The 20617-nt window shown below is 45.9% G+C and carries 13 protein-coding genes; all 13 read left to right on the top strand.

Annotated elements, in window-relative coordinates; translation table 11 throughout:
- Positions 1–12 precede the first annotated feature (12 nt).
- The 13 genes from NSQ68_RS18850 to NSQ68_RS18790 all read left to right on the top strand — a co-directional run bounded on the left by NSQ68_RS18850 (position 13) and on the right by NSQ68_RS18790 (position 20610).
- A complete protein-coding gene (locus NSQ68_RS18850; RefSeq protein WP_342426861.1) occupies positions 13–1890 on the top strand; it encodes a serine/threonine protein phosphatase in 1878 nt (625 codons plus the stop codon).
- Positions 1891–1936: 46 nt separating this feature from the next.
- Positions 1937–3256: a normocyte-binding protein gene (locus NSQ68_RS18845; protein ID WP_342426860.1), complete on the top strand. Its 1320-nt coding sequence runs from the start codon at positions 1937–1939 to the stop codon at positions 3254–3256.
- The gene (locus NSQ68_RS18840; RefSeq protein WP_342426859.1) at positions 3253–3942 is read left to right on the top strand and encodes an iron-dependent peroxidase; all 690 of its coding nucleotides are present in this window, start codon (positions 3253–3255) and stop codon (positions 3940–3942) included. The genes NSQ68_RS18845 and NSQ68_RS18840 overlap by 4 nt, the downstream gene beginning before the upstream one ends.
- Before the next feature lie 31 nt (positions 3943–3973).
- Complete coding sequence (locus NSQ68_RS18835) at positions 3974–6625, top strand: molecular chaperone (protein WP_342426858.1); 2652 nt, start codon at positions 3974–3976, stop codon at positions 6623–6625.
- Between the two features lie 62 nt (positions 6626–6687).
- Positions 6688–7200 (top strand): RDD family protein, encoded by a 513-nt coding sequence (locus tag NSQ68_RS18830; RefSeq protein ID WP_342429135.1) that lies wholly within the window; start codon positions 6688–6690, stop codon positions 7198–7200.
- 68 nt (positions 7201–7268) lie between these two features.
- Entirely contained in the window at positions 7269–7847 is a 579-nt protein-coding gene (locus NSQ68_RS18825; protein WP_342426857.1) for an RDD family protein, read from the top strand.
- A gap of 108 nt (positions 7848–7955) precedes the next feature.
- On the top strand, positions 7956–8732 hold the full coding sequence (locus tag NSQ68_RS18820; RefSeq protein WP_342426856.1) for a DNA and RNA helicase: 777 nt from the start codon (positions 7956–7958) through the stop codon (positions 8730–8732).
- A 25-nt stretch (positions 8733–8757) separates the two neighbouring features.
- Positions 8758–9384: a hypothetical protein gene (locus NSQ68_RS18815; RefSeq protein ID WP_342426855.1), complete on the top strand. Its 627-nt coding sequence runs from the start codon at positions 8758–8760 to the stop codon at positions 9382–9384.
- On the top strand, positions 9381–10874 hold the full coding sequence (locus NSQ68_RS18810; protein ID WP_342426854.1) for a phage baseplate assembly protein V: 1494 nt from the start codon (positions 9381–9383) through the stop codon (positions 10872–10874). Before NSQ68_RS18815 ends, NSQ68_RS18810 begins: the two co-directional genes overlap by 4 nt.
- 43 nt (positions 10875–10917) lie before the next feature.
- Positions 10918–12057, top strand: a complete 1140-nt coding sequence (locus tag NSQ68_RS18805) for a pentapeptide repeat-containing protein (protein ID WP_342426853.1) — start codon at positions 10918–10920, stop codon at positions 12055–12057.
- Between the two features lie 48 nt (positions 12058–12105).
- Positions 12106–12639: a hypothetical protein gene (locus NSQ68_RS18800; protein WP_342426852.1), complete on the top strand. Its 534-nt coding sequence runs from the start codon at positions 12106–12108 to the stop codon at positions 12637–12639.
- A 5-nt stretch (positions 12640–12644) separates the two neighbouring features.
- Positions 12645–13118 carry a DUF4280 domain-containing protein gene (locus tag NSQ68_RS18795; RefSeq protein ID WP_342426851.1) on the top strand — a complete coding sequence of 158 codons (474 nt, stop codon included), beginning with the start codon at positions 12645–12647 and terminating at the stop codon, positions 13116–13118.
- Between the two features lie 31 nt (positions 13119–13149).
- Positions 13150–20610 (top strand): RHS repeat-associated core domain-containing protein, encoded by a 7461-nt coding sequence (locus NSQ68_RS18790; protein WP_342426850.1) that lies wholly within the window; start codon positions 13150–13152, stop codon positions 20608–20610.
- Positions 20611–20617: the final 7 nt, after the last annotated feature.

Raw genomic sequence — 20617 nt, 5'->3', positions numbered from 1 at the left:
ACGGGGGTAGCGATGCGCAAGGACAACAGCGATTTTAGTACCGCCTTTGTGTCGGAAGCGGGCTCTTACATAGACAACCGGGACTATTTTGCATTCATGGAGACGGACGACATGGCCTGTTATGTCCTCGCAGACGGTCTGGATTCCGATCAGGAGCTGCGCAGCGCAGAAATGGTTGTCAAAACGGTGCTGGAAAACTTCATGGAGAAGCCTTCCATGTCCAAGCGGCGCTTGATGAGAGATCTGCGTGAAGCGCAGGAATGGCTGCAATTTGAAAGCCGTCGTGTTCGGCTCAAAGCCAGTCTGCTGATGGTAGTGACCAACTATAACAAAATGGTGTACGTTTCGTGCGGTAATGTGCGGCTATATCATTTTCGCAATGGAAGGCTTAATTTTCGCAGCAAGGATCATAGTCTGGCTCAGTCATTGGCAGATGATGGACGCATTCCAGACGAAGCGACCAGTACACATGAGGAACGAGGCAATCTGCTGGAATACCTGGGAAATCCGAATGGTGTTCATGCCCATTACGCCAAAAAGACGCAGCTTGCAGATGGAGATGTGATCCTGCTTGCCACATCAGGGATGTGGGAGGACGTTGAGCTGGCGGAAATGCTGGGGGCGCTGGAGGAAGCGAAGGACCCGGTCATGCTGACGGACACCTTGGAAGAGGTTCTGTTAAGCAAACAGCACCGGACGGTGAACAATTACACGGCTGCGGCCATTTATGTAAATAAAGTTTTTCAGGAAAAGCCTAAAAACCGCCGTAAGCTGATCAAACGGATTTTGATTGCGTTGCTCGCCTTTGTGATCGTGGGCGGGGGAGCATGGATTACACTGGCGCGTATGGCAGCGAACAAGGCGGCTGCGCTGGAAACGATGGTCGAATCAGCCCAAGCCGCAGATGATTATGCAAGGACAGGAGATTATGCGAAGGCACTCAAGTCCTACAGTGAAGCGAAAAACGCGGCAGTTAAAATTAACGATAAGATTCACAAGCGATTGTACACGGCAGAGCAGAAAGTATCTCAACTCATGGTTGATGGGGACGGATATGTGGAAAAAGCAGACTTTACCAGGGCTGAAGCCAGCTACGAGAAAGCACGGAAAAGCGCTGGTCTGTACCCGCCTTTCAATGTGAAGGATATTGAGCATAAAATCGACCAATTGGACAGCTATGCCGAGACGGCGAGCTGGATGAAGGACGGAGATTTGAAATTTCAGGGCGGCGATTACACGAATGCACTCAAGCTGTACAAAAAAGCAAATAAAGCTGCGATGGAATCCGGATATACGTCTGCGCAAAAAGAACTGGAGAAGAAAATTACCGAGGCCAACGATAAATTGACAGCTATTCAGCAGCAGCTCAAGGAGATTCAAGCTGGCAAACTTCAGGCCAAAGGGGATCGAATGATGAAGGATCTCGATTATGAAGGAGCCATTGATGCCTATAGCGGGGCACAGGAAATTTATCAGGAGATCGATAAGCTCGAAAGTGTTCTGGCATTGGAGCGGAGCATAGCCAAGGCGGAGGAAAAGCAGAGCGCGGAGCAGCAGAAAAACGGTCAACTTCCTGCTGGATTGGGATTGTCTGACGGAGCGTTGAACGACACGGACGCAGGGGACGCAGCGAGTAATGCTTCAGCTTCCGCTGCTGCAACCCCTGCTGCAGAATCGCAAACGAAGGCTGCGCCGACGGCTTCAGCGGGAACTACACCCGCGAAGAAGGAAGCCTCTTCGGCTGCAAAGAGCATGGGTACGGGCGATGGAACTGCCCCTCCGGCCAAGGTGGATACCAACAAAGAGCAAGGAACTGCTGATTCCGCTTCTAAAGCAGCAGGGCCGTCTGATTCAGAGAACCAAGATCGGGCTGCTGCGAACGGAAGTTAAGTTTTTCATGTTCAATGAAGCTGGAGCCGGAAAGGAGTGAGACGTCGTGAAAGAGCTGGTACAGGACCGTTTGAGCAAGATGGACGATTTGGAGCAGAGACGTTTACTGAAAAATATGATGGCGGGGGTATTTATGAACCTCGTCGAATATCAGGAAGAAATGACCCGCCAGCTAGAACGGCGGGTATTTGAGGAAATTGAGAATACGGAAGAAAAGATTGATGTGTACGTGTCATTGACATCGCGTGAGGACTATGACCCGATTCATGAATTTTTATATCCTGTGTTACCGTCTGATACGGAGGAAAAGCAGATGGACATCAGCCGTGTGGCAGAGGTGGTACGCGAAGGCGGAGCGATGCCGCTGTTTACGCTTTTCCTTGAGATGGAGACCGAACGAATCTCAGCGCTGGTGCGCAGCAAGCGAATTTTCTCAGGAATGTTGGTCACGGAAACCGGCAATTATCCGATTCGTTTTCGTCTGGAGCATAACCGTTCTTATATTTTAGAAATTGAGCAGTTATACCACACGTTTATGCAAAATGGCATGCCGTGGAAAACAATTAATCACCCGTACGCTTATAAGTTTGTGGACTGTGTATTGATTGGTGGAGACGGCGAGCCGGCCGCCCATGAAGAAATTCATGAAATTACAATTTCATTGGAGGAATTCGACGTTTTTAAGAAGGGTGACGTTTTTCCGCTTTGGAACATTGAAAGGCTATCTCTAAAGAACAGCGGCTTTCCTATACCCGCTATGGATCGCGTGAATTATGAGCATGTGCTGCCTTTGCGAAAAACAGGTCCTGAGCATGGTTACTTGATTGACGGGACTGAAGGCGATATCCGGTATATCAAACGTACAGAAGAGGAACTGACGATTGTCACACCACGTGATAAGTCTGGCGAATGGAATGTGTTGAAGGTTACGAAGCCTGTTACAACGAGACTTAGTCGTCAGACGTATCCGTTATTGTCCAATCGGCGACAGGACAGCTTTTTGGGCCGCTATGCAGGAAAACAGGCCGTGATTGTCCGTGCCAAAGCGGAAATCATGCGCATCGTAAACTCGTTTGAAGCAGCGCAGGGGCTTGAGCTGGAACGTGTAGACATCTGGGGAGGTGCAGGGAGAAATGATGTAAACAACCTTTTAACCAAAACCCAGACGTATCCGTTAAATCCGTTTGTCAGCGATAACGTACGGACAGAGGAAGGCAAGCAGATCATGCGTTTGGGGTTCAGACGTGGTTCTGACGATGTTTTGCCCACCGCGCCCGCTTATATTTTATCCGATTTAATGAGCTTTCTGGTATCAGAAGTGCAGATGTATTTTCCGGAGTACAAGTGTGAAGGAGAATGGGTGTGAATTACGTCTGGGATTTGCTCATGCGCGCGAGGGAACAGGGGCTGGATGTAGATAAATTCCGCTTCATACCCGCTGTCAGTTACTCTCCGTATATGGAGCTTAGTCTGGCAGAGTTGAATACTTCCCATTTGGAGCAGGTAGTGGAAATCAATCCGTACTACCGCTTTTATTCTATTTTTCGGGATCTGTTTCCACCGGATGCTGAAGAGTATCTGGAGCTGAGAGAATCGCTATTTGATATTATGATGCATTTTCTGGCGGAAATGGACTTGTATCAAGGGATGAATCGGCGGGAGTACCATATCCGGTTTGTTCAGCGTGATATTGCAGAGGGCATTTTTGGCCCGAAGGTAAAGGAAGGCTTTGGACAATTAAACCGTGAGGATCAGGACGCGATTGCTGAAGGATTGCTGCGCCTGTATGAAACGGGAGAAGCCGTACATCTGCTAAAAGAAACGATGCGGCGCGTCTTTCATCGCTCAATCATTTACACCAATTGTGAGGAAAAAGACGAATTACTCATCTATATCGGCCAAGAGGAGACGCCATTGTCACGGATTAAAGTGGATTTGATTCTGGATTTGTTTCTTCCGGCACGTTTTACGACGGAATTGTATTGGACAAGTCATTTCGGCATTTTGGAGGAAGATCCTACGATGAAAATAGACGCTATCGCCCTCTATTAAGGCTAAATGGCTAAGAAAGGACATGTGAACGATGAACGGACCCTATACATACAGGTTGCTAGACCCGCTCACCGATCGAAAAAGCATTCGCTTCACGGCGAAATACACGCGGGCGGAATTGGAGCAAATGACGACCTTTCAGTTACGCGGAATATGCGATAAGGAACGACTGGTCGAGGGCTTTGCCAATCGCCTAGCACGTGAAGAGTTGATTCGCGTGATTTTGCGATTTCGGAGCGCGGAAGAGCATTTACTCATCACAAGGCCGAATCCTGGCGGCTTCGAACGCATGGAATCGGCACTACAGCGAAACTGGAACGACCGTCGGCAGGAGAGCAGCGGTATACGGGTTCCCGCCAAAATCACGCTGTATCAGGGTGTACGCACAGGTCGCATGGACAACTACCGGATTGAATCCGATTTGCCTTGGCTGAGCTCATCTAATGTGCTGCTGGTGAATGCAACAGGAGAACTGTGCGGTGTTTTGAATTTGGTGAAGGATGAGGCACGAACAGGCGTATATTATCTTTCTCGTCATCGTGATGCTGAACTGCGAGAGACGTCCAATCATAGTTATAGCCTGCTGTTTCTGCGAAGACAGGAATCAGAATATTTTTATAACCTCTACTATGGAGATAAGCCCATGCTGCCGCTGAAGCTTCAAGGCCACCGGGTTCCTGTGGCAGAGCTGATCATTCGGGGCACGGAAACAACAGATGCGGTGCTTGCGATTGATTTTGGCACCTCGAACACCACAGCAGGTGCTTATTTAGATAGTTCCTACGTTACGGCTCCTGATACAGGTATGAGCAGCACGGTAAGGCTAAACGCCATCAACTATGTGTCATTCCCCGGCCCAGAAGGGGCAGAGGGTGACTGGATCGAAGTATTGCCGACTGCTATTCGCGTCGCAGACTGCTCCAATCCGGAACATATCCTTTATGTATTTGGGGAGGATGCACTACGTGGATCTGACGTGGCAGGCAGCCGTGCAACAGTATTGCGGGGGATCAAGCGGTGGGTCAACGATTATAAGCGAATCGAGGAATTAATGGATTCCGAGGGGAATACAGCAACTGCTTCCCGCAATGATATTTTAGCTGCTTTTATCCGTTATGTGATTGCTACAGCCGAGCAGCAATTTAAGTGTCGGTTCCGCAACCTGCACTTTTCTGCTCCGGTCAAGCTACAGCCCCAGTTTATAGAGATGTTTAGCGATATTTTGCCTGATTACCGGATTGAAGCGGAGGATGCGCTGGACGAAGGGTTGGCTGTGTTGTACAACACGCTGGCAGACCAGATGGAACGAGGGACCTTTGCGGATGGTGAAGAATATCAGGCACTTGTCATTGATTGTGGTGGAGGCACGACAGATTTGTCTTCCTGCCGATTCCGAATTGAGGACGGGCGTATTGCTTATAAGCTGGACATTCACACAACATATGAAAACGGGGATACCAATTTTGGCGGCAACAATCTGACGTATCGGATTATGCAGTTTATGAAAATTGTATTTGCAGGTTATTATGCTGCCGAGACGCGTTTGCCTGACACCGATATTGATGCCCTGATCGGCATTCCTTCGGGAGATTTGTACCGTCATGTGGATGAGTTTGGTGTAGATGCTGTATATGCGGGACTGGAAGAACGCTACCGTGAGGCAGAGGCCATCTTGCCTACCGCGTTCAAACAGTATGAGCATGCTACACGGGATGAATATCAGCGGGTACTGAGTAATTTTCATCTGTTGTGGAGTGCGGCAGAAAATATGAAAAAGGAGTTTTTTCTACGTACGGGAATCTTGCGTAGCCGCTTTGAATCCGAGCAGGTATTATCTGCTGAAAGCGACCTGAACATTGCAGTGATGGACCGTTGGCTGGTTTCAGTCATCGAGAACGGACGGTTTCGTGATGAATATGGTTTGCCTGATGTGGTGTTTAACATTCGGGAGATACAGCAGCTTCTTAAGGCAGACATCTACAATATTGTGCGCAAGTTTCTGGATGATTTTTATCAGGAGGGGCGCTTGCAGGATTATTCGATTATCAAGCTAACCGGGCAGTCCTGCCGGATTGACGTATTTCGCGAAGCACTCAAGGAATTTGTACCGGGGCGCAGTATTGAGTTCCGTCAAAAGGCAGAGGACCTCAGCCGGGTACCTGAGTTGAAAATGGCCTGTCTGCGCGGGGCTATCCGCTACCTGAACGCTAAAAAAATGGGCACGATTGAGCCTGTCATTACCAATCATATACCGGCTATTCCGTACACGGTCAGCGCATGGACGCATACGGGGCGCGAAAAGGAGCTGATTGCGAGTTTGGAAAGCAACCGGGTACGCGGTTCTATTTCCCGGCCGTCTCATGCGGCTGAGGTGGAGTTCTTCCTGACGGCCGACGGCGGCAAGCTGCGTCAGCGCCATGTGTACCGTAGTCGGCCAGAAGCTTTTGAACCCATGCCGTATGAGGAAATCGCCGCGCTGTATGGGCGGGATATCCCGCAGGATGATACGGACTCCATCCGTAATGAGGAAACGAAATATTTTGTTTTTGTCGGGGATAGCCGTTGGGGATTTTATGTAGTGCCGATTACTCGCCGAGATGAATTGCTGCATCTGGGTCCCAAACGCTTTTTTGCCTTCGAGAATGATCTCTCCGAGCTGGATTTCTTTGACGGCACGAAATAGTAAATTAAGGGTTTCGCAAAATGCAGAAATCAGAAAAGTACACAACGCTTGGAGGGGATAATGTGCTGTATGCAGGTTTTTGGAAACGAACTTTGGCTTATATCATCGATGGCCTTATTCTATGGTTTGTATTTTTAATATTTGGATTGATCTGGATGGTAATTCGGACCTTAGGGGATTGGGTACCGTCTCCGGCAGAAAGCTCTTTGCTCTCAGACGGAACGTCTTCTATTGTTACCATGAAAGTAATAGGACAGACCTTGCTGAATTGGGGAGCTATATGGCTATATTATGCGCTTATGGAATCATCCAAATGCAAAGCCACGGTGGGCAAGCTGGCTCTCGGCATCGTTGTAGTAGATGAATTTAATCACAAGCTCAGCTTTGGACGTGCTAGTGCCCGCTACTGGAGTAAGCTTCTATCAGTTATCATTTTGTTCGCTGGCTTTATTATGGCAGCCTTTACGGCGAGAAAACAGGCTCTCCACGATCTGATTGCTCGTACCTATGTTGTGGACAAACGCGAGCTGAATTATATCCTTCGTGAGCAGGCTGGGCGCGGAGCTGGAATGTAACATTTAGGTTGGCACACAGATTCAAAGATTCTGATGAACAGCAGGCTTTAAACAGGAGGAGCAGCAGGATGTACGCTGGTTTTTGGAAAAGATTTTTAGCCCATTTGCTAGATTATACTATTTTATTTGTGACTATTCGTTTAATTGATACGTTGCCGTTTGTGACGATAGGGTTTGTCTCTGCGTTCGTAAAAATGCCGAATTTTTTGGAGTTTGTTTCACACTTAGACGATGTGTCGGTGAGAATTTTGGGAGCTATTATTGTTTTTGGCCCTCTTTTATTGGATTGGCTTTACCACACCATCATGGAATCATCAAAATGCAGAGGAACGGTCGGCAAGCTGGCTGTGGGGATTGTCGTTGTGGATGAAAATAATGAAAAAATATCTTTCGGACGGGCCAACGCCCGCTACTGGGGTAAAATCATTAGCTTAGTCACTATATTTGTAGGGTATATCATGGCAGCTTTCACTGAAAAAAAGCAGGCGCTGCATGACAAAATCGCTCGTACCTATGTGGTGAACAAAAATTGGCTGGACTACTCTGAGTATATTAAGCAAAATCCATCGCTGACAGAGATGCCTGTCCCGGCTCCTGCACCCGGTGTGAATCGGTTGTCCGTTCCCTTGAATAAAGAAGAGCAGTAATGACGTCGCAGAGCGACCCGGCTGGCGCATAACGTTGCGAACGCAATGTCATTACTGAGGTGCCGGGCGACACTTGTGCCGAAATCGGCACAGAGAGGAGGAAACCACATGTTAACCCATATCGTGCCGAAGTTCGAGAAAGGCCGTATTCTCAAAACCGAGATGCTAGAGAACCTGCGGGACTACCCCCGCAGCTTTCTCGATATCCGGTATCAGGATTTTTCGGATGGCATCATTACAGGAATGAACGTAACTGTCGGGGAGTACATGTTAACCATTGGTAGAGGCATCGTGAAGCACAAGGGTAGATTGTATCTGCTGGAGCAGGAGCAGGAAGTGCCGTATGCGGCCACAGGGCGGCTGTCGGTGTTGAAGCTGCTCTTTTTGGAACAAACAGATCGCCCGGATTTCACAGCCCATCATGCAGATATCGTGCTGGAGGATGAGGCAGAGATAGGTCTGGATGAGATGGAGCTGGGCCGATTCAAGCTCAAAGATGGAGCCGTGCTTCGCTCGGATTATCAGGATTTTGCTGACATGGCTACTGAATTCAATACATGGAGCGATATTTATGCTCCTTTTGCGAGTTTGAAGCAGAGTACATTGCGCCCGGAAACGATGCGCTACTTTGCATCCGAGCTACTTAAAAGTGGCACATCCGATCCGATGGATTGTATGTTTGCCCTCATATGCCTGAACTCAGAAGCCGTAGATAGGGAGTCCATTCAGCATTACATCGCAAACCGGAATGGTGCGGAATACAGAGATTATTCTCATGCTCAGTTGCATAGACAGCTAGTTCTTATTTTGGAAGGTGCCGGACTCGGAAAACGAACAGCAGGACGTTGGCAGGGCGGCGGAGCCGGACGGATGATTGTGGATTAGAAAATCAGGTAGAGGAGTGTGCATTATGAAATATTTGGATGAAGAAATTGCTAAGCTGGAAAAAGAGCAACGGAACCTACAGATTCTGAATGAACCTTCTATTGATTCTGCAATGAATGATATAGAGCACAAGGAAGAGGAGAAGTGGAAGGCTGAAGATATCATTAAAGAAGTAAAGAGAGGGAGCTTAGACAATGCTGCCCTTCAATTGGAATTTGCAAGGTTGAAAGTAATGCAGACAGGTTTAAGTATAAACTTTCCAACAGATTTCTTTGTCTGCACTCTTGAAACTGATGAGCATATGGTTTTTAGCAATGAAGAACATGAAATTAACGTTATTTTTAATTGGATAGAGGTAAAAGAAAAATTTTCTATGAAGCATATGAAGGATTCTATGCTTCAACAATTTCATGCAATGGAGATGCCGATCAGTTGGATCGAGGATGATACGGTTAATCATGGCCTATTTGAGCCTCATTATTGTCTGTTCACCAATAACGTGGCTAATGGAGTCGTGTTCAATTATTTATGCTTTGTAGAAAAAGGCAACCATCAGCTTATTATTAATGTGAACGGTAGTGATCGGCAACGAAACTTATGGAAGTGGATTACCGAAGGTATGATTTCATCACTGGAGGTGGACAGCAAATGAGTACGTCTATTCTTGCTTATGACAACGTCAAAATAAGTCCTTTTGAGCAGGTGAAGTTAAAAGAGTTGAAAATTATTCATCAAGTGAATGAACACGGCAAGCTTTCCTTTACCGGTACGATCACCGAAGAACAAAAGGATAACTATGTTCACTCCATTCAAGCTCAGGCACCAGTGGAAGTATACCAGGTTTTGGATGGCGGTGGACGGAAAGAGCTGTTTTGCGGATTAATTAGCATAATGGAAATTCAGAAAGTGCTTGATGTGTATTACCTTAAAGTGGAGGCCTATACCTACTCTTATTTATTGGATATGCAAATTAAAACCAGATCCTATCAGAATGCATCAGTTACCTATTCACGTCTGGTTAAAGAAGTTGGTAGGGGATATGACGATTATGATGTTAAATATTCCGCTGACCGTGATGAGAGTATTGGAAATTTTGTTCTTCAATATCACGAAACAGACTGGACCTTTTTAAAACGGATGGCTGCCCGTGTGAACACGGTGCTAATGCCAGTGGGCAAATTTAAAAGCATAAAAACATTCTTTGGCATTCCTGATGATGAAGCAACTGAACGCCTGGAAAACTTTAATTATACCGTCAAAAAGAATTTGTCAGAATATTTGGTGCATTCCAAAAACTATCAGACAGACATTCATGAGACGGATTTTGTGTATTACGAGATTGAAACATATAAAATATTTAACCTGGGCGATGCTATTCGTTTTCAAGATAGGCCATATTTTATCCAGAAAAGTATATCAACGATGGAAAAGGGACTGCTCGTTCACCGCTATACGGTGGCAAGTCGCTTAGGCATTAATCGTGCCAAACCTTATAACGAACGGATACGTGGTGCTTCCATAGGGGGAAGGGTACTGGCGATCAAACGGGATACAGTAAAAGTGCACTTAGAAATTGATAATCATCAGGATGAAGGAACTGCCTACTGGTTTCCATATTCAACAGTGTATGCCTCAGAGGACGGAAGTGGTTGGTATTGTATGCCGGAAAAGGGAGACAGCGTACGAGTGAATTTACCGAGCCAATGGGAAGATGCGGCTTTTGCCCTCAGTTCAGTCAATTCGTACTCGGAGGATTCTGCCCAGCGCGGAAGCACTTCCGGTGTGGGAGGAAGTACATCGGGGGCAAGTAGCGATTCTTCAGGCGATCGAATGTCTAATCCAAATGTACGATATTTCCGAAATCCAGCAGGGATGGAAGTTAAGCTCACGCCAGATCATGTGGAGATTTCAGCTAACGGGGGACAGGCGCTTGTGAAGCTGGAGGCTAGTGGTGCAGTTACAATCATCGGGCAAAAAGAAGTATCACTGCACTCTAAAGAAAACGTAAAAATTAGAGCTGAAAAGACATTGATGATGACCGCGACAGATGAAATTGTAATTGGAAGTGATAAGGGTGGAAAGATCACTCTGGATCAGTCGGGAAATACTAAGCTTGCAGGTACCGAAGTATTCACGAACTAATTTTCTTGTCAGACTGAACTAGCAAGGGAGGTCAATATAAACGATGAAACGTCAGGAAGCTTTATTGCATTTAAGAGAAAATAGTGTCCTGAAATATCGTATAGAGCAGATTACAGCCTTACATGAATACTTGATAAATAATCGTGATGAACTTGCGAGGCAAATTCTTTCTGTTTTTAAGGATAGTTGTATACAAGCTCTGAACCTGCAGAAGAAATGTGATAAAGGAAAGATTCAACATATACATTTTACTTTTTTCAGACATCGCGTGATTAATCATGATGCACGCTGTCGGATATATTTTTATGATCATCAAGGCTATATGGACTCGGTAGAATGCGCGAAGGAATTTGATGCAAACTGGGTATTTAAATTTCTGGATATCTTTGAACGTCAGCTTACACAAGATAGTAAAAAGTATGTCAATAAAGTTTATTCTGCAGATATATCTCAAATAAAAAGAGAAGAAGCATCGTTTTATGTAAACTACATGGCTAACTTGATAAGACATGTCATGAAAGATGCAGTAGAGACAGATGAGTTTTTAGCGTTAGGCAAGGACAGCGAGGTGTATATTCGTGTGGGTGAGTATAAGGATTTTAATGAGCTTGTGTATAAATTTGACTCAAAAGAACAGCAAAGTGCTGAAGTTAGAAGCAGGCTGGACCCTAATGAAAATGATCAATATGCACACGAAAGTTTTAAGAATGTAGACCTCAGTCACATGTATTTCAAGTTAGTTAACTTATGCTACAGCCATTTTTCTAAAACTTCATTGGTAGGGAGTTATTTGGTAGGGTGTCCTCTCATCGGTGCAGATTTCCGTAGTGCTAATCTACAAGAGACCAGCTTGGATTACAGCTTAATCCATGGTGCGGATTTTAGAGGGGCCAATTTATGTAAAGCTCAACTAGAAGAGGTTCAGGGAAGTTTTGTTGTGCCCACAGAAAAGGAATTTCATATTCCCCCGTTTATGGAAACGAACTTTGCTGAAGCCAATTTAGAAGATGCGAGTTTCAAGGGAGCGGACTTGAGGGGTGCTAATTTTAGAGGGGCTTTGTTAAAACAGACGGATTTTTCCCAGGCCAATCTGGAAGGTGCATCGTTCTATCTGAAAGATATTCAATTGTTAAAGTTAAATGATCAGCAGCTTGACGGCATACAAGTATTTTCTAATGACTGATGTTCGCACTATTACTAGACAATGAATGGGTGTGTCAAGGAGGGAAATATGGAGTACTTTATCATTTCACAGGATAAAAGTCTTGAGGATCATCTGATCACATTCGAAGGACTAATAGCCGCCAACTCTACGTTGGAGGTAACAACGGATCAAGCAGACTCGATTAAAGACCTGACGGTTGTATTCGTAAATGGTGATGAAAACCGTGTTTGTCCGGATTTCATTGAACGTCCAGTACTACTCGTATCCGACACGCTAAAAAAAGTGATCTCTATGCATGACGAACATGTGATTTTTAAGTGTGCTGTATTAACAAATATAAAAATGGAAACCCAGAGCACCTACTGGTTGATGCTTGTTGACAGATTGGACTGTTTATCAGATCAAACTGTTTTTGATAAGGCAGGAAGAATACAACATATTGTTATTGATTCGGAGAAGACACGTAGACATGCTGCTTTTCGCATTAAAGGTATTGATGAGATGATGCTTGTGATCAACCTGGACATAACCGAAAGCATACTAAGGAGGGATTTGTTTGGCATGAAAATAGAAAAGGTAGAAACTTACAATGGGAGGTAGTCGCTATGAGTGGAGACCAGAGTTTTGTAGTGCACGGTGCCTTTGCATTTTGTGACCAGGGATCAAGACCAGCGAGAATCATCGTGCCTGCGAGTCATGGGGAATACATACATGAACAGCCTCAACTGAATATTCATGACTTTTTTCCTGAGCAAAATGTTCGTCCCTTTGGAGTGTGCAAGAGTCTCAGTAACCCGGCAGTACAAGCTGAAATGAAAAAGGTGGAAGAAGCCGTCAAGGCCCCTAAACAGGATGTTGGCTGGTTTAAATCATTATTTATGAAAGAAGAAGATATTCCTCTCGAGCAGCTTCCTCCACCAGAATGTGTGGCTATGTGTACTCCTAAAGTAGTAAGGCCTTGGGATTTTGGAAAAGAGGATGTCAAAGTGGGTCCGGCGGATGCGATGTTAAGCGGTTGCTGTAACTCCTGCTTGTTTGGTGGGAATATTTCCATTATTGATAATGGACAGCGCAAATAAGAAAGCCAATGAAGAGAGGAGGTAAGTCGTTATGGAAACCTTTTATGCGGGGTTAATACTGGATTTTCCTTATGACATTCAGAGGATTGAAGAAATAAATTTACTGCATAAAATGAATGAACATGCAGTTCTTCGTTTTAAAGCGATTATTCCTGATACTCAAAGTGAAAGCCTACAGAAAATGAATGTTGATGATAAGGTTTCACTTTTTAAAGCTCACCCGATAAATGCCGAAAAGGAAAATCCACTATTTAAAGGGATGATCAAGCGAGCAGCCGTAAAGTATGTGCAGGGAGTTCATTTTTTAGAGATTGAAGCTGTATCATTCACGTACCAGATGGATTTGGAGTGGAAGAAGCGATCGTTTCAAAACAAGCAAAAAACGTACGGGCAAATTGTAGATAACCTATTGGAAGATTACCCTGGAGCACATTGTTCAGATGAAACAATAGGGAATATTGAGACAGGGCAGTTACTACTACAATATGAAGAGACGGATTGGCAATTCATCAAGCGTATAGCCTCTCATTTAAATACTGTTGTGCTCTCTGTTATGTCCGAAGAAACTCCGTCTCTTTTACTGGGCATACCAGAGGGGCAGGAAACTGGTAAGTTGGAAAATGACTCTTATACGATGCAAAGTCGGTTTGGATCAACAACTCAAATGGGATACGAGGCTAATCATACTTTGTTTAGTGTGGAGAGCAGAGTGGCATTAAGGCTGGGAGCACAAGTTGATTTTCAACATAAACCGTATGTTGTATGTGAAGTAGCAGCATCTGTTGTCAAAGGGGAACTGCTATATACATATACCTTAACTTCGCGAAGTACGATCAAAACCAATAAAATAATGAATACTGCTATACAGGGGCTTTCTTTGGAGGGGCGGATCACACAGATATCCCGTAATCAAATCAAACTGCATTTGGATATTGACGCCACAAATGACGATGCAGGTACTTGCTGGTTCCCCTATTCCACAGGTATGGACAATCAAAGTGCCTACATGATGCCTAAGTCAGGCTCTCCAGTCAAGCTTCATTTCCCAACAGCTTTGGAAACAGGAGCTATTGCGGTAAGCTCCGTTCGAAGAGGGGCTGAACAAAGCAAATATAGTCAGAAATCTTCCGATCCTGTTATCAAGTCATTAACCAATGACTCAGATAAAGAAATGAAGCTAACTGGGCAGGATATTGTATTTGCGGCTAATAGTCAGGAAAGCATTAAGTTCCAGCTTACAGGTGACGGAAAGGTAGAAATCCTCTCCGATACGGATATGTGTGTTAAGGCTGCCACGGATTTTAAAATTAATCTTGTTGGTGAATTGCCAGCTCCAAAACAAATTCAATTGACAGCTGGCGAACTCGTTGCAATCTCCCGTAGCCCGGTTGAAGGAGTAAATCCTGAACAGGTGATCTGGATTGAAGACACGACAAACGCTCAAGCCGCCACGATATATTATGAGGGAGAACCAGGTAAAGCACCAGCAGTACAATACGATGATAGTGCTCTAATTGCTCAGGATAAGCAGGTGATGGAACAGGTAAATAATAATGCGGCAGCTAAACGTCAAGCCCTCGTGAATAAGTTGGAGGCAGGCAAGCAAAAAGTAGGCTTTGGAAAAATAGCCATGATTATTGGAGCAGTGGCTGTGGGTGTTGCGGTAACTGTTTTAACAGCGGGTGCAGCCGCTCCTTTAGTTGTGGCTGCTGCCAGTGTCACACTCGCTGCAGGAGCTACAACGATGGTAGTCGCTGCCAGTGAGTCTAGTGAGGGACAGCAGGATATCGCCAAAGCGAGAGTAGGTGATCTCTCTCAATCGTATAACTTCATGCGAGATACCGTTCTGGGAGGAAATCAAGAGTTATATGATGTGGTTAAATATGGGGCCGTAACGGTTTCGGTGGCCGGAGTAGCGTTTCTCACTGGAGGTGCAAGTGCTCTCATTGTTCCTTCCATAGGTGGAGGAATTAATACAGGCATTACGGCTATATTTGATCCTAATGCCCATCCAGGCGAGACGCTCATTGGACACTATATGAACAGCTTTAGTAATGGATTTATCAGTGCAACTGTCGCCGGAAAATTTATGACAGGAGTAAAATGCGGTACAGGTGCTCTAAATATATATTCACGTCTAGTAGCAAGTGGAGTTGCAGCCGGAACGGTTCAAGACGTGATGAATACCGGACAAACAGATCTTAAATCTAACTTGACTCGAAGCGTTGTAGGAGGAGCATTTTCTTTTGCAGGTAATAACAAGATTAGCTCTTATCTATCCTCTGTGGTAGGCGATATGACAGGTTCTATGGCGGATGATTACCGAAAGCATGGGAATGTCAAAGAGTCGCTAACGATAGAAAACTTACAAAAGTCTCTAATATCCAGTATAGGGAATCTTGTTACACGCGGAGATCCGATTGATGTAGTGAAAGGTAGATTTTATTTTACGGCTACAGATATGGTGGTTCAGGATATTGGTCAGATTGAGATGGTCCGAAGTTATACTTCCACCAACTCCATGACAGGCAGCACGGGGCGTGGCTTTACCTTTACCTATGAGAGCTCCATTCGACGGGTGGAAGATCATATCCTGGTCATATGCACGGATGGACATTATGAACATTTTATTGAGCAAGACGGTCAGTGGATTAATGAGATCGGAGGAAAACAGGATTATAACCTCTCGGAGGATTCTGTTACCAAAGAGTATCGCTTAACCGATAAAGAGCGTCGAACTTATATCTATGATCAGTATGGAAGACTACTGAAAATCAAGGACCGCTCTAACAATGAAACGTTGCTGGAATACGATGTGGAAGGATTGTGCAAGTTAACGACCCCGGGTGGTAAGGAGATCACCTTCACCTATTCAGGTGGCAAACTTTATAGCATCACTGATAATATAGGCAGAACAGTGAAGTACGAATATGAAGAGGATTTTCTGACTCGTGTAACGTATCCGAATGCGGGTGTGACGTCATATGCTTATGATGCTGAGGGAAGAATTGAGGCGATCACGGACCAGAATGGACATAGGTATGTCCGAAATCAATATGACCATCATGGTCGGGTCATTAGGCAGTGGGACGCGGACGATCAGGTTACGGATATTGAATACGATGATGCGAAACGGAGAAGTACTTTTACGTATCATGCCACAGGAGTCGTCGAGAATTTTGAATACAATGCTGATGATCTGGTGACGGATACGATCTACAGTGATGGAACTCGTGAGTCTTTTACGTACGATGCGCATCAAAATAAATCAAGTCATACGGATACTATGGGTCACACCACAAAATGGGCATATAATATCTTTGGTAATCTTGCGGAAGAAATCCGTCCAGACGGAACTCGTACTGAGCGTCAATACGACCAGGATCAAAATCTGACTCAGATTGCTGTTAACGGAGTAACAGAGAAATGGTTCACGTATGATGCCGTGGGAAGGCTAATCGAAGAGAAGACCAGTATTGCGGATGGAACGCATGCGATCATTTCTTATATGTATGATCCGCAAGGACGGATATTGAGCAGCATGGATGCACTCGGTCACACGACAGTGTATTCGTATGGAACAGATCATACGGATGCACCGACTCAGGTGCAAGATGCGGAAGGTAATAAATACCTATATACATTTGATGATGCTGCGCGAATGATGAGCATTACCACGGCTTACGGCACGGTAGAGTTTGAATACAATCATTTGAATAAGCGTACACGCATCGTAGATTCTGAAGGCAACACTACATTAATGTTCTATGATAAGATGGGCAATTTGGTCAAAAAAGTGCTCCCTAACGATTATGTCGCCCGTATAGACAATGGCAAAGGCATCGAATATCGTTACGATGCGATGGATCGTCTGGTTCGGATGACGGATCTGGTTCAGAACGTATCCCGTACTCGGTATGACATTAACGGTAACATTTTAAAAGAGATTGAACCGAATTACTATAACCATGTTGAAGATGATGGACCCGGCACGGAGTATGAGTATGATCATCGGGGACGCAGGATCAAGGTAAGGTATCCAGATGGTGGCATCGCTCGCATGAAATACGATGCGAACGGAAATATGATCAAAATGATCTTACCAGAATATTATGATCCGATTATGGATGATGGACCTGGCACCGAGTATGCATATGATGTCATGAATCGCTTGGTTCAAATAACCGATGCAGAAGGTCATGTCAGTCGCCGATTCGTGTATGATCATGCAGGACGTATAATAAAAGCAATAGATGCCAAGGGTTATGTTAGTGGAACAAACGACAGTAAACGTTTCGGCACGCTTTATGTATACAATACGGCAGGCTGGTTAATTGAAAAGCGTGAGCCTGTGGAAGAAGCCGGGGAAGAAAACGTAGTAGAAGCTGTCAGCGCGGGTACCATTCAGTATCGCCTGACCTTGTACCGCTATGACCCAGCCGGAAACCTGCTGGAAGAGAAGCGGACTCAGGAGTATGTCAGCGAAACGTGTTATGCGGAGAACTATCAAAGTGTTCGTTACAGCTATGACCGGAATAACCGGGTGATCGTCATTGCGGATGATACTGGAGCGGAAATTCGCTATACGTACGATGGTCTGAACCAGAAAACGTCGGAAAGACAGAAACTGAACGAGCAAAAGGATCGGTTCATCCGCTACGAATATAACAAAATCGGATGGTTGCAACGGCGTGTAGAAGTATTAAATGCTAATGATCTGACTGATCGTGTACCGGGCTTGGTGAATGCCGTTACATCTTACGGATATGACCGTAACGGCAATGTGGTCGAGATCGTGACCCCGGAAGGGTATCAAACCCAGATCAGCTATGATGCAGTGGATCGAATGGTTCAGATCAGCCGCCGGGAGGGTAAAGACGCCCGGACCAGCAGCGTCTATTTGAAATACGACCGCACGGGTAACGTGATCGAAGAGACGGATACGAATGGCAGCAAGGTAACCTATACGTATGATCCGATGAACCGGCGTATCCGCATGATCGGAAAACGCGGGGGTACGACCCGTCTGTTCTATGACAAGATGGGGAATATTGTGAAACAAGTCACGCCGAATCAGTATGATCCGGCTACTGATGATGGACCGGGGATAACCTTCACCTATGACCGCCTGAACCGGTTAATTGAAGTGGCTGATCCGTATGGTCAGATCATGGAACGTAGCCGATATAATGAGTTTGGTGAACTGGTCAGCAAAATGGAGGGCGGCGTTGGAGTAGAATACACGTACACCCTTGGTGGCCGAGTGAAGCAAGTGCTGGCACCAGCGATGGCAGGACAAGGCATCGTAAAGCAAGAATATATATACGATGCGGCAGGTAACATTACTGGCATTCGAGATGGTGAAGGCCATCTGACCCGCCATACCGTAGACGGCTGGGGCAAGATCACGGCCCTCCGCAAAGCAGACGGTAGCACGGAGCATTACCGCTACGACTATGCGGGGAATATCGTCAGCTCGACGGACGGAAACGGTCAAACGACGCAGTATGACTACAACAGCTTGGGCAAGCTGTCTGCTATACAAGATCCGGGCCAGCAGAAGATGCTGTATCAGTATGACACCGAAGGCCGCTTGGCCCGCCAAACGGGCCGTAACGGCAAGGTCATAGAGTATGCGTATAACTTCAATGACCAGTTGATCAAGCGGCGTGAGATGTCGAGTGGCATGGAAGAATCCTATATGTACCGGGAAGACGGCCTGCTGCAAACAGCGGCAAACGAGCATACGCGATATGATTATACGTACAATGAAGATGGTTTGCTGACGGGCAAATATATGAGCAGCAGCAGTGGAAATATGAGCGCAGCGTTTGCCAGCCTGATGAATAACAACGCGGCAGAAGATCGTGGGTCAGGCCGTAAAATACTGGCTTATGAATATGATGCGGAAGGTCAAATGACGGCTCAGACCGATGCCGGAGGCAGAACAACCGAATATCGGTATGATTTGGTTGGGCGTGTCTCCGAAATCCGACAGGATCAAGAACTGCTGGCGAAGTATGGATACGTACACGGCAACCGTGTGGCTTCCATTCTATATGGTAACGGCATTGAGATGGCATATGACTATGGTACGGATGGAAATGTCTCGAAGCTGCAAGCGCAATCGCCGGACGGAAGTCCGCTTCTACAGCACCGTTATGAATATGATAACAACGGTCACCAGATCGCCCGGGACGAAAACGGAAAACGAACGAAGTATCGCTACGACGCCATAGGGCAACTGGTGGAAGCCGAATACCCGGGATGGGGGACGGAACGTTTATCCTATGATGCGGTGGGGAATCGGTTAAGTCGGATGTGGAACGACCACAAAGCGGGCTATACGTACGATTCACGGAACCGTCTGCTGTCGGTTTTGGAAGAGGCGCTGGGTGAAGGTTCGAATCAAGAAGCGGGATCGCGAGGGCAGCAGACGCGTTACGAATATGATGCGCAAGGGAACCTGCTGCGAGAGCGAAGCGGACAGGAAAGTATCTCATATGCCTACGATGCCTTTAACCGAACGGTGAAGGCAGAGAAGTCGGATGGCAGCTATATCCGTCATCTATATGATCCGGAAGGACTTCGTAATGGCGTAGAAGAGAATGGCACGCATCGTCGATTTGTGTATGACGGCTGGTATATGGTGAACGAGCTGGATGAGGAAGCCCGAGTCCAGGCCTCATTTGTGCGCGGACATGAGTGGTTGGCCCGGGTGGACGATGTAGGGAATCCGTCTTATTATGTAAATAACACACACGGGGATGTCCTGCATCTGACCGACCGTAAGGGCAGGGTACAGAACAGCTACGCATACGATGCGTTCGGGAATACACTGTCGATGGCAGAGCAGATCGAGAACCGCTTCCGCTATGCGGGAGAGGCGTGGGACACTGTAACGCAGCAGTATTATCTGCGAGCGCGTTTCTACAATCCGGCCATTGCCCGCTTTACGCAGGAAGATACGTATCGCGGAGATGGATTGAATCTCTATGCGTATGTGGGGAACAACCCGATCCACTACGTGGACCCGAGCGGGTACATGAAGGACTGTGGTGAAAAAGGGAATGTTTATGAAGGTAAGGACTCTTCAAATGAAATACTTTTCGGACAAAAGCGTGTATCTGACACTTTCAATATGAATAGTGGGGCCCCAGAATATATTGTGGGCAGAAAGCTTGCGGATGTTGCTGAAGATTTAAGAACAGGAGTATTGCATTCGGACCAATTTGAAGTCAAATACTTTATTGATCCAAAAACGGGGAAAAAGGTTGCTGAGAGCAATAGAACCCTCACTGTTTTGAGTATGGCTGGTATAAAACCAACTAAAACAAAAGAAATAATACCGGATAAAGCCATATTAAATCGTTTGGCAGAGGCTCCAATAAGACAACGCGGTCAAAAATTTGAGATGCCGGGTAGAAGTATTCCGATAACTCCTGGCCCTAAAAATCTCGAAATAATAGACATAGTCACACTTCCAGAGTAATTGAAAG

Origin of the sequence: Paenibacillus sp. FSL L8-0158 (assembly GCF_038592965.1) — a bacterium.
Classification (GTDB): domain Bacteria; phylum Bacillota; class Bacilli; order Paenibacillales; family Paenibacillaceae; genus Paenibacillus; species Paenibacillus polymyxa_D.
This window is presented reverse-complemented; position numbering and strand designations above follow the sequence as displayed.

What these genes read in the sequence shown, in the direction of transcription:
- NSQ68_RS18810 (WP_342426854.1), top strand. Translation starts at nt 9,381, where the DNA reads ATGAGTACGTCTATTCTTGCTTATGACAACGTCAAAATAAGTCCTTTT.
- NSQ68_RS18795 (WP_342426851.1), top strand. Translation starts at nt 12,645, where the DNA reads ATGAGTGGAGACCAGAGTTTTGTAGTGCACGGTGCCTTTGCATTTTGT.
- NSQ68_RS18815 (WP_342426855.1), top strand. Translation starts at nt 8,758, where the DNA reads ATGAAATATTTGGATGAAGAAATTGCTAAGCTGGAAAAAGAGCAACGG.
- NSQ68_RS18800 (WP_342426852.1), top strand. Translation starts at nt 12,106, where the DNA reads ATGGAGTACTTTATCATTTCACAGGATAAAAGTCTTGAGGATCATCTG.
- NSQ68_RS18835 (WP_342426858.1), top strand. Translation starts at nt 3,974, where the DNA reads ATGAACGGACCCTATACATACAGGTTGCTAGACCCGCTCACCGATCGA.
- NSQ68_RS18850 (WP_342426861.1), top strand. Translation starts at nt 13, where the DNA reads ATGCGCAAGGACAACAGCGATTTTAGTACCGCCTTTGTGTCGGAAGCG.
- NSQ68_RS18825 (WP_342426857.1), top strand. Translation starts at nt 7,269, where the DNA reads ATGTACGCTGGTTTTTGGAAAAGATTTTTAGCCCATTTGCTAGATTAT.
- NSQ68_RS18805 (WP_342426853.1), top strand. Translation starts at nt 10,918, where the DNA reads ATGAAACGTCAGGAAGCTTTATTGCATTTAAGAGAAAATAGTGTCCTG.
- NSQ68_RS18790 (WP_342426850.1), top strand. Translation starts at nt 13,150, where the DNA reads ATGGAAACCTTTTATGCGGGGTTAATACTGGATTTTCCTTATGACATT.
- NSQ68_RS18820 (WP_342426856.1), top strand. Translation starts at nt 7,956, where the DNA reads ATGTTAACCCATATCGTGCCGAAGTTCGAGAAAGGCCGTATTCTCAAA.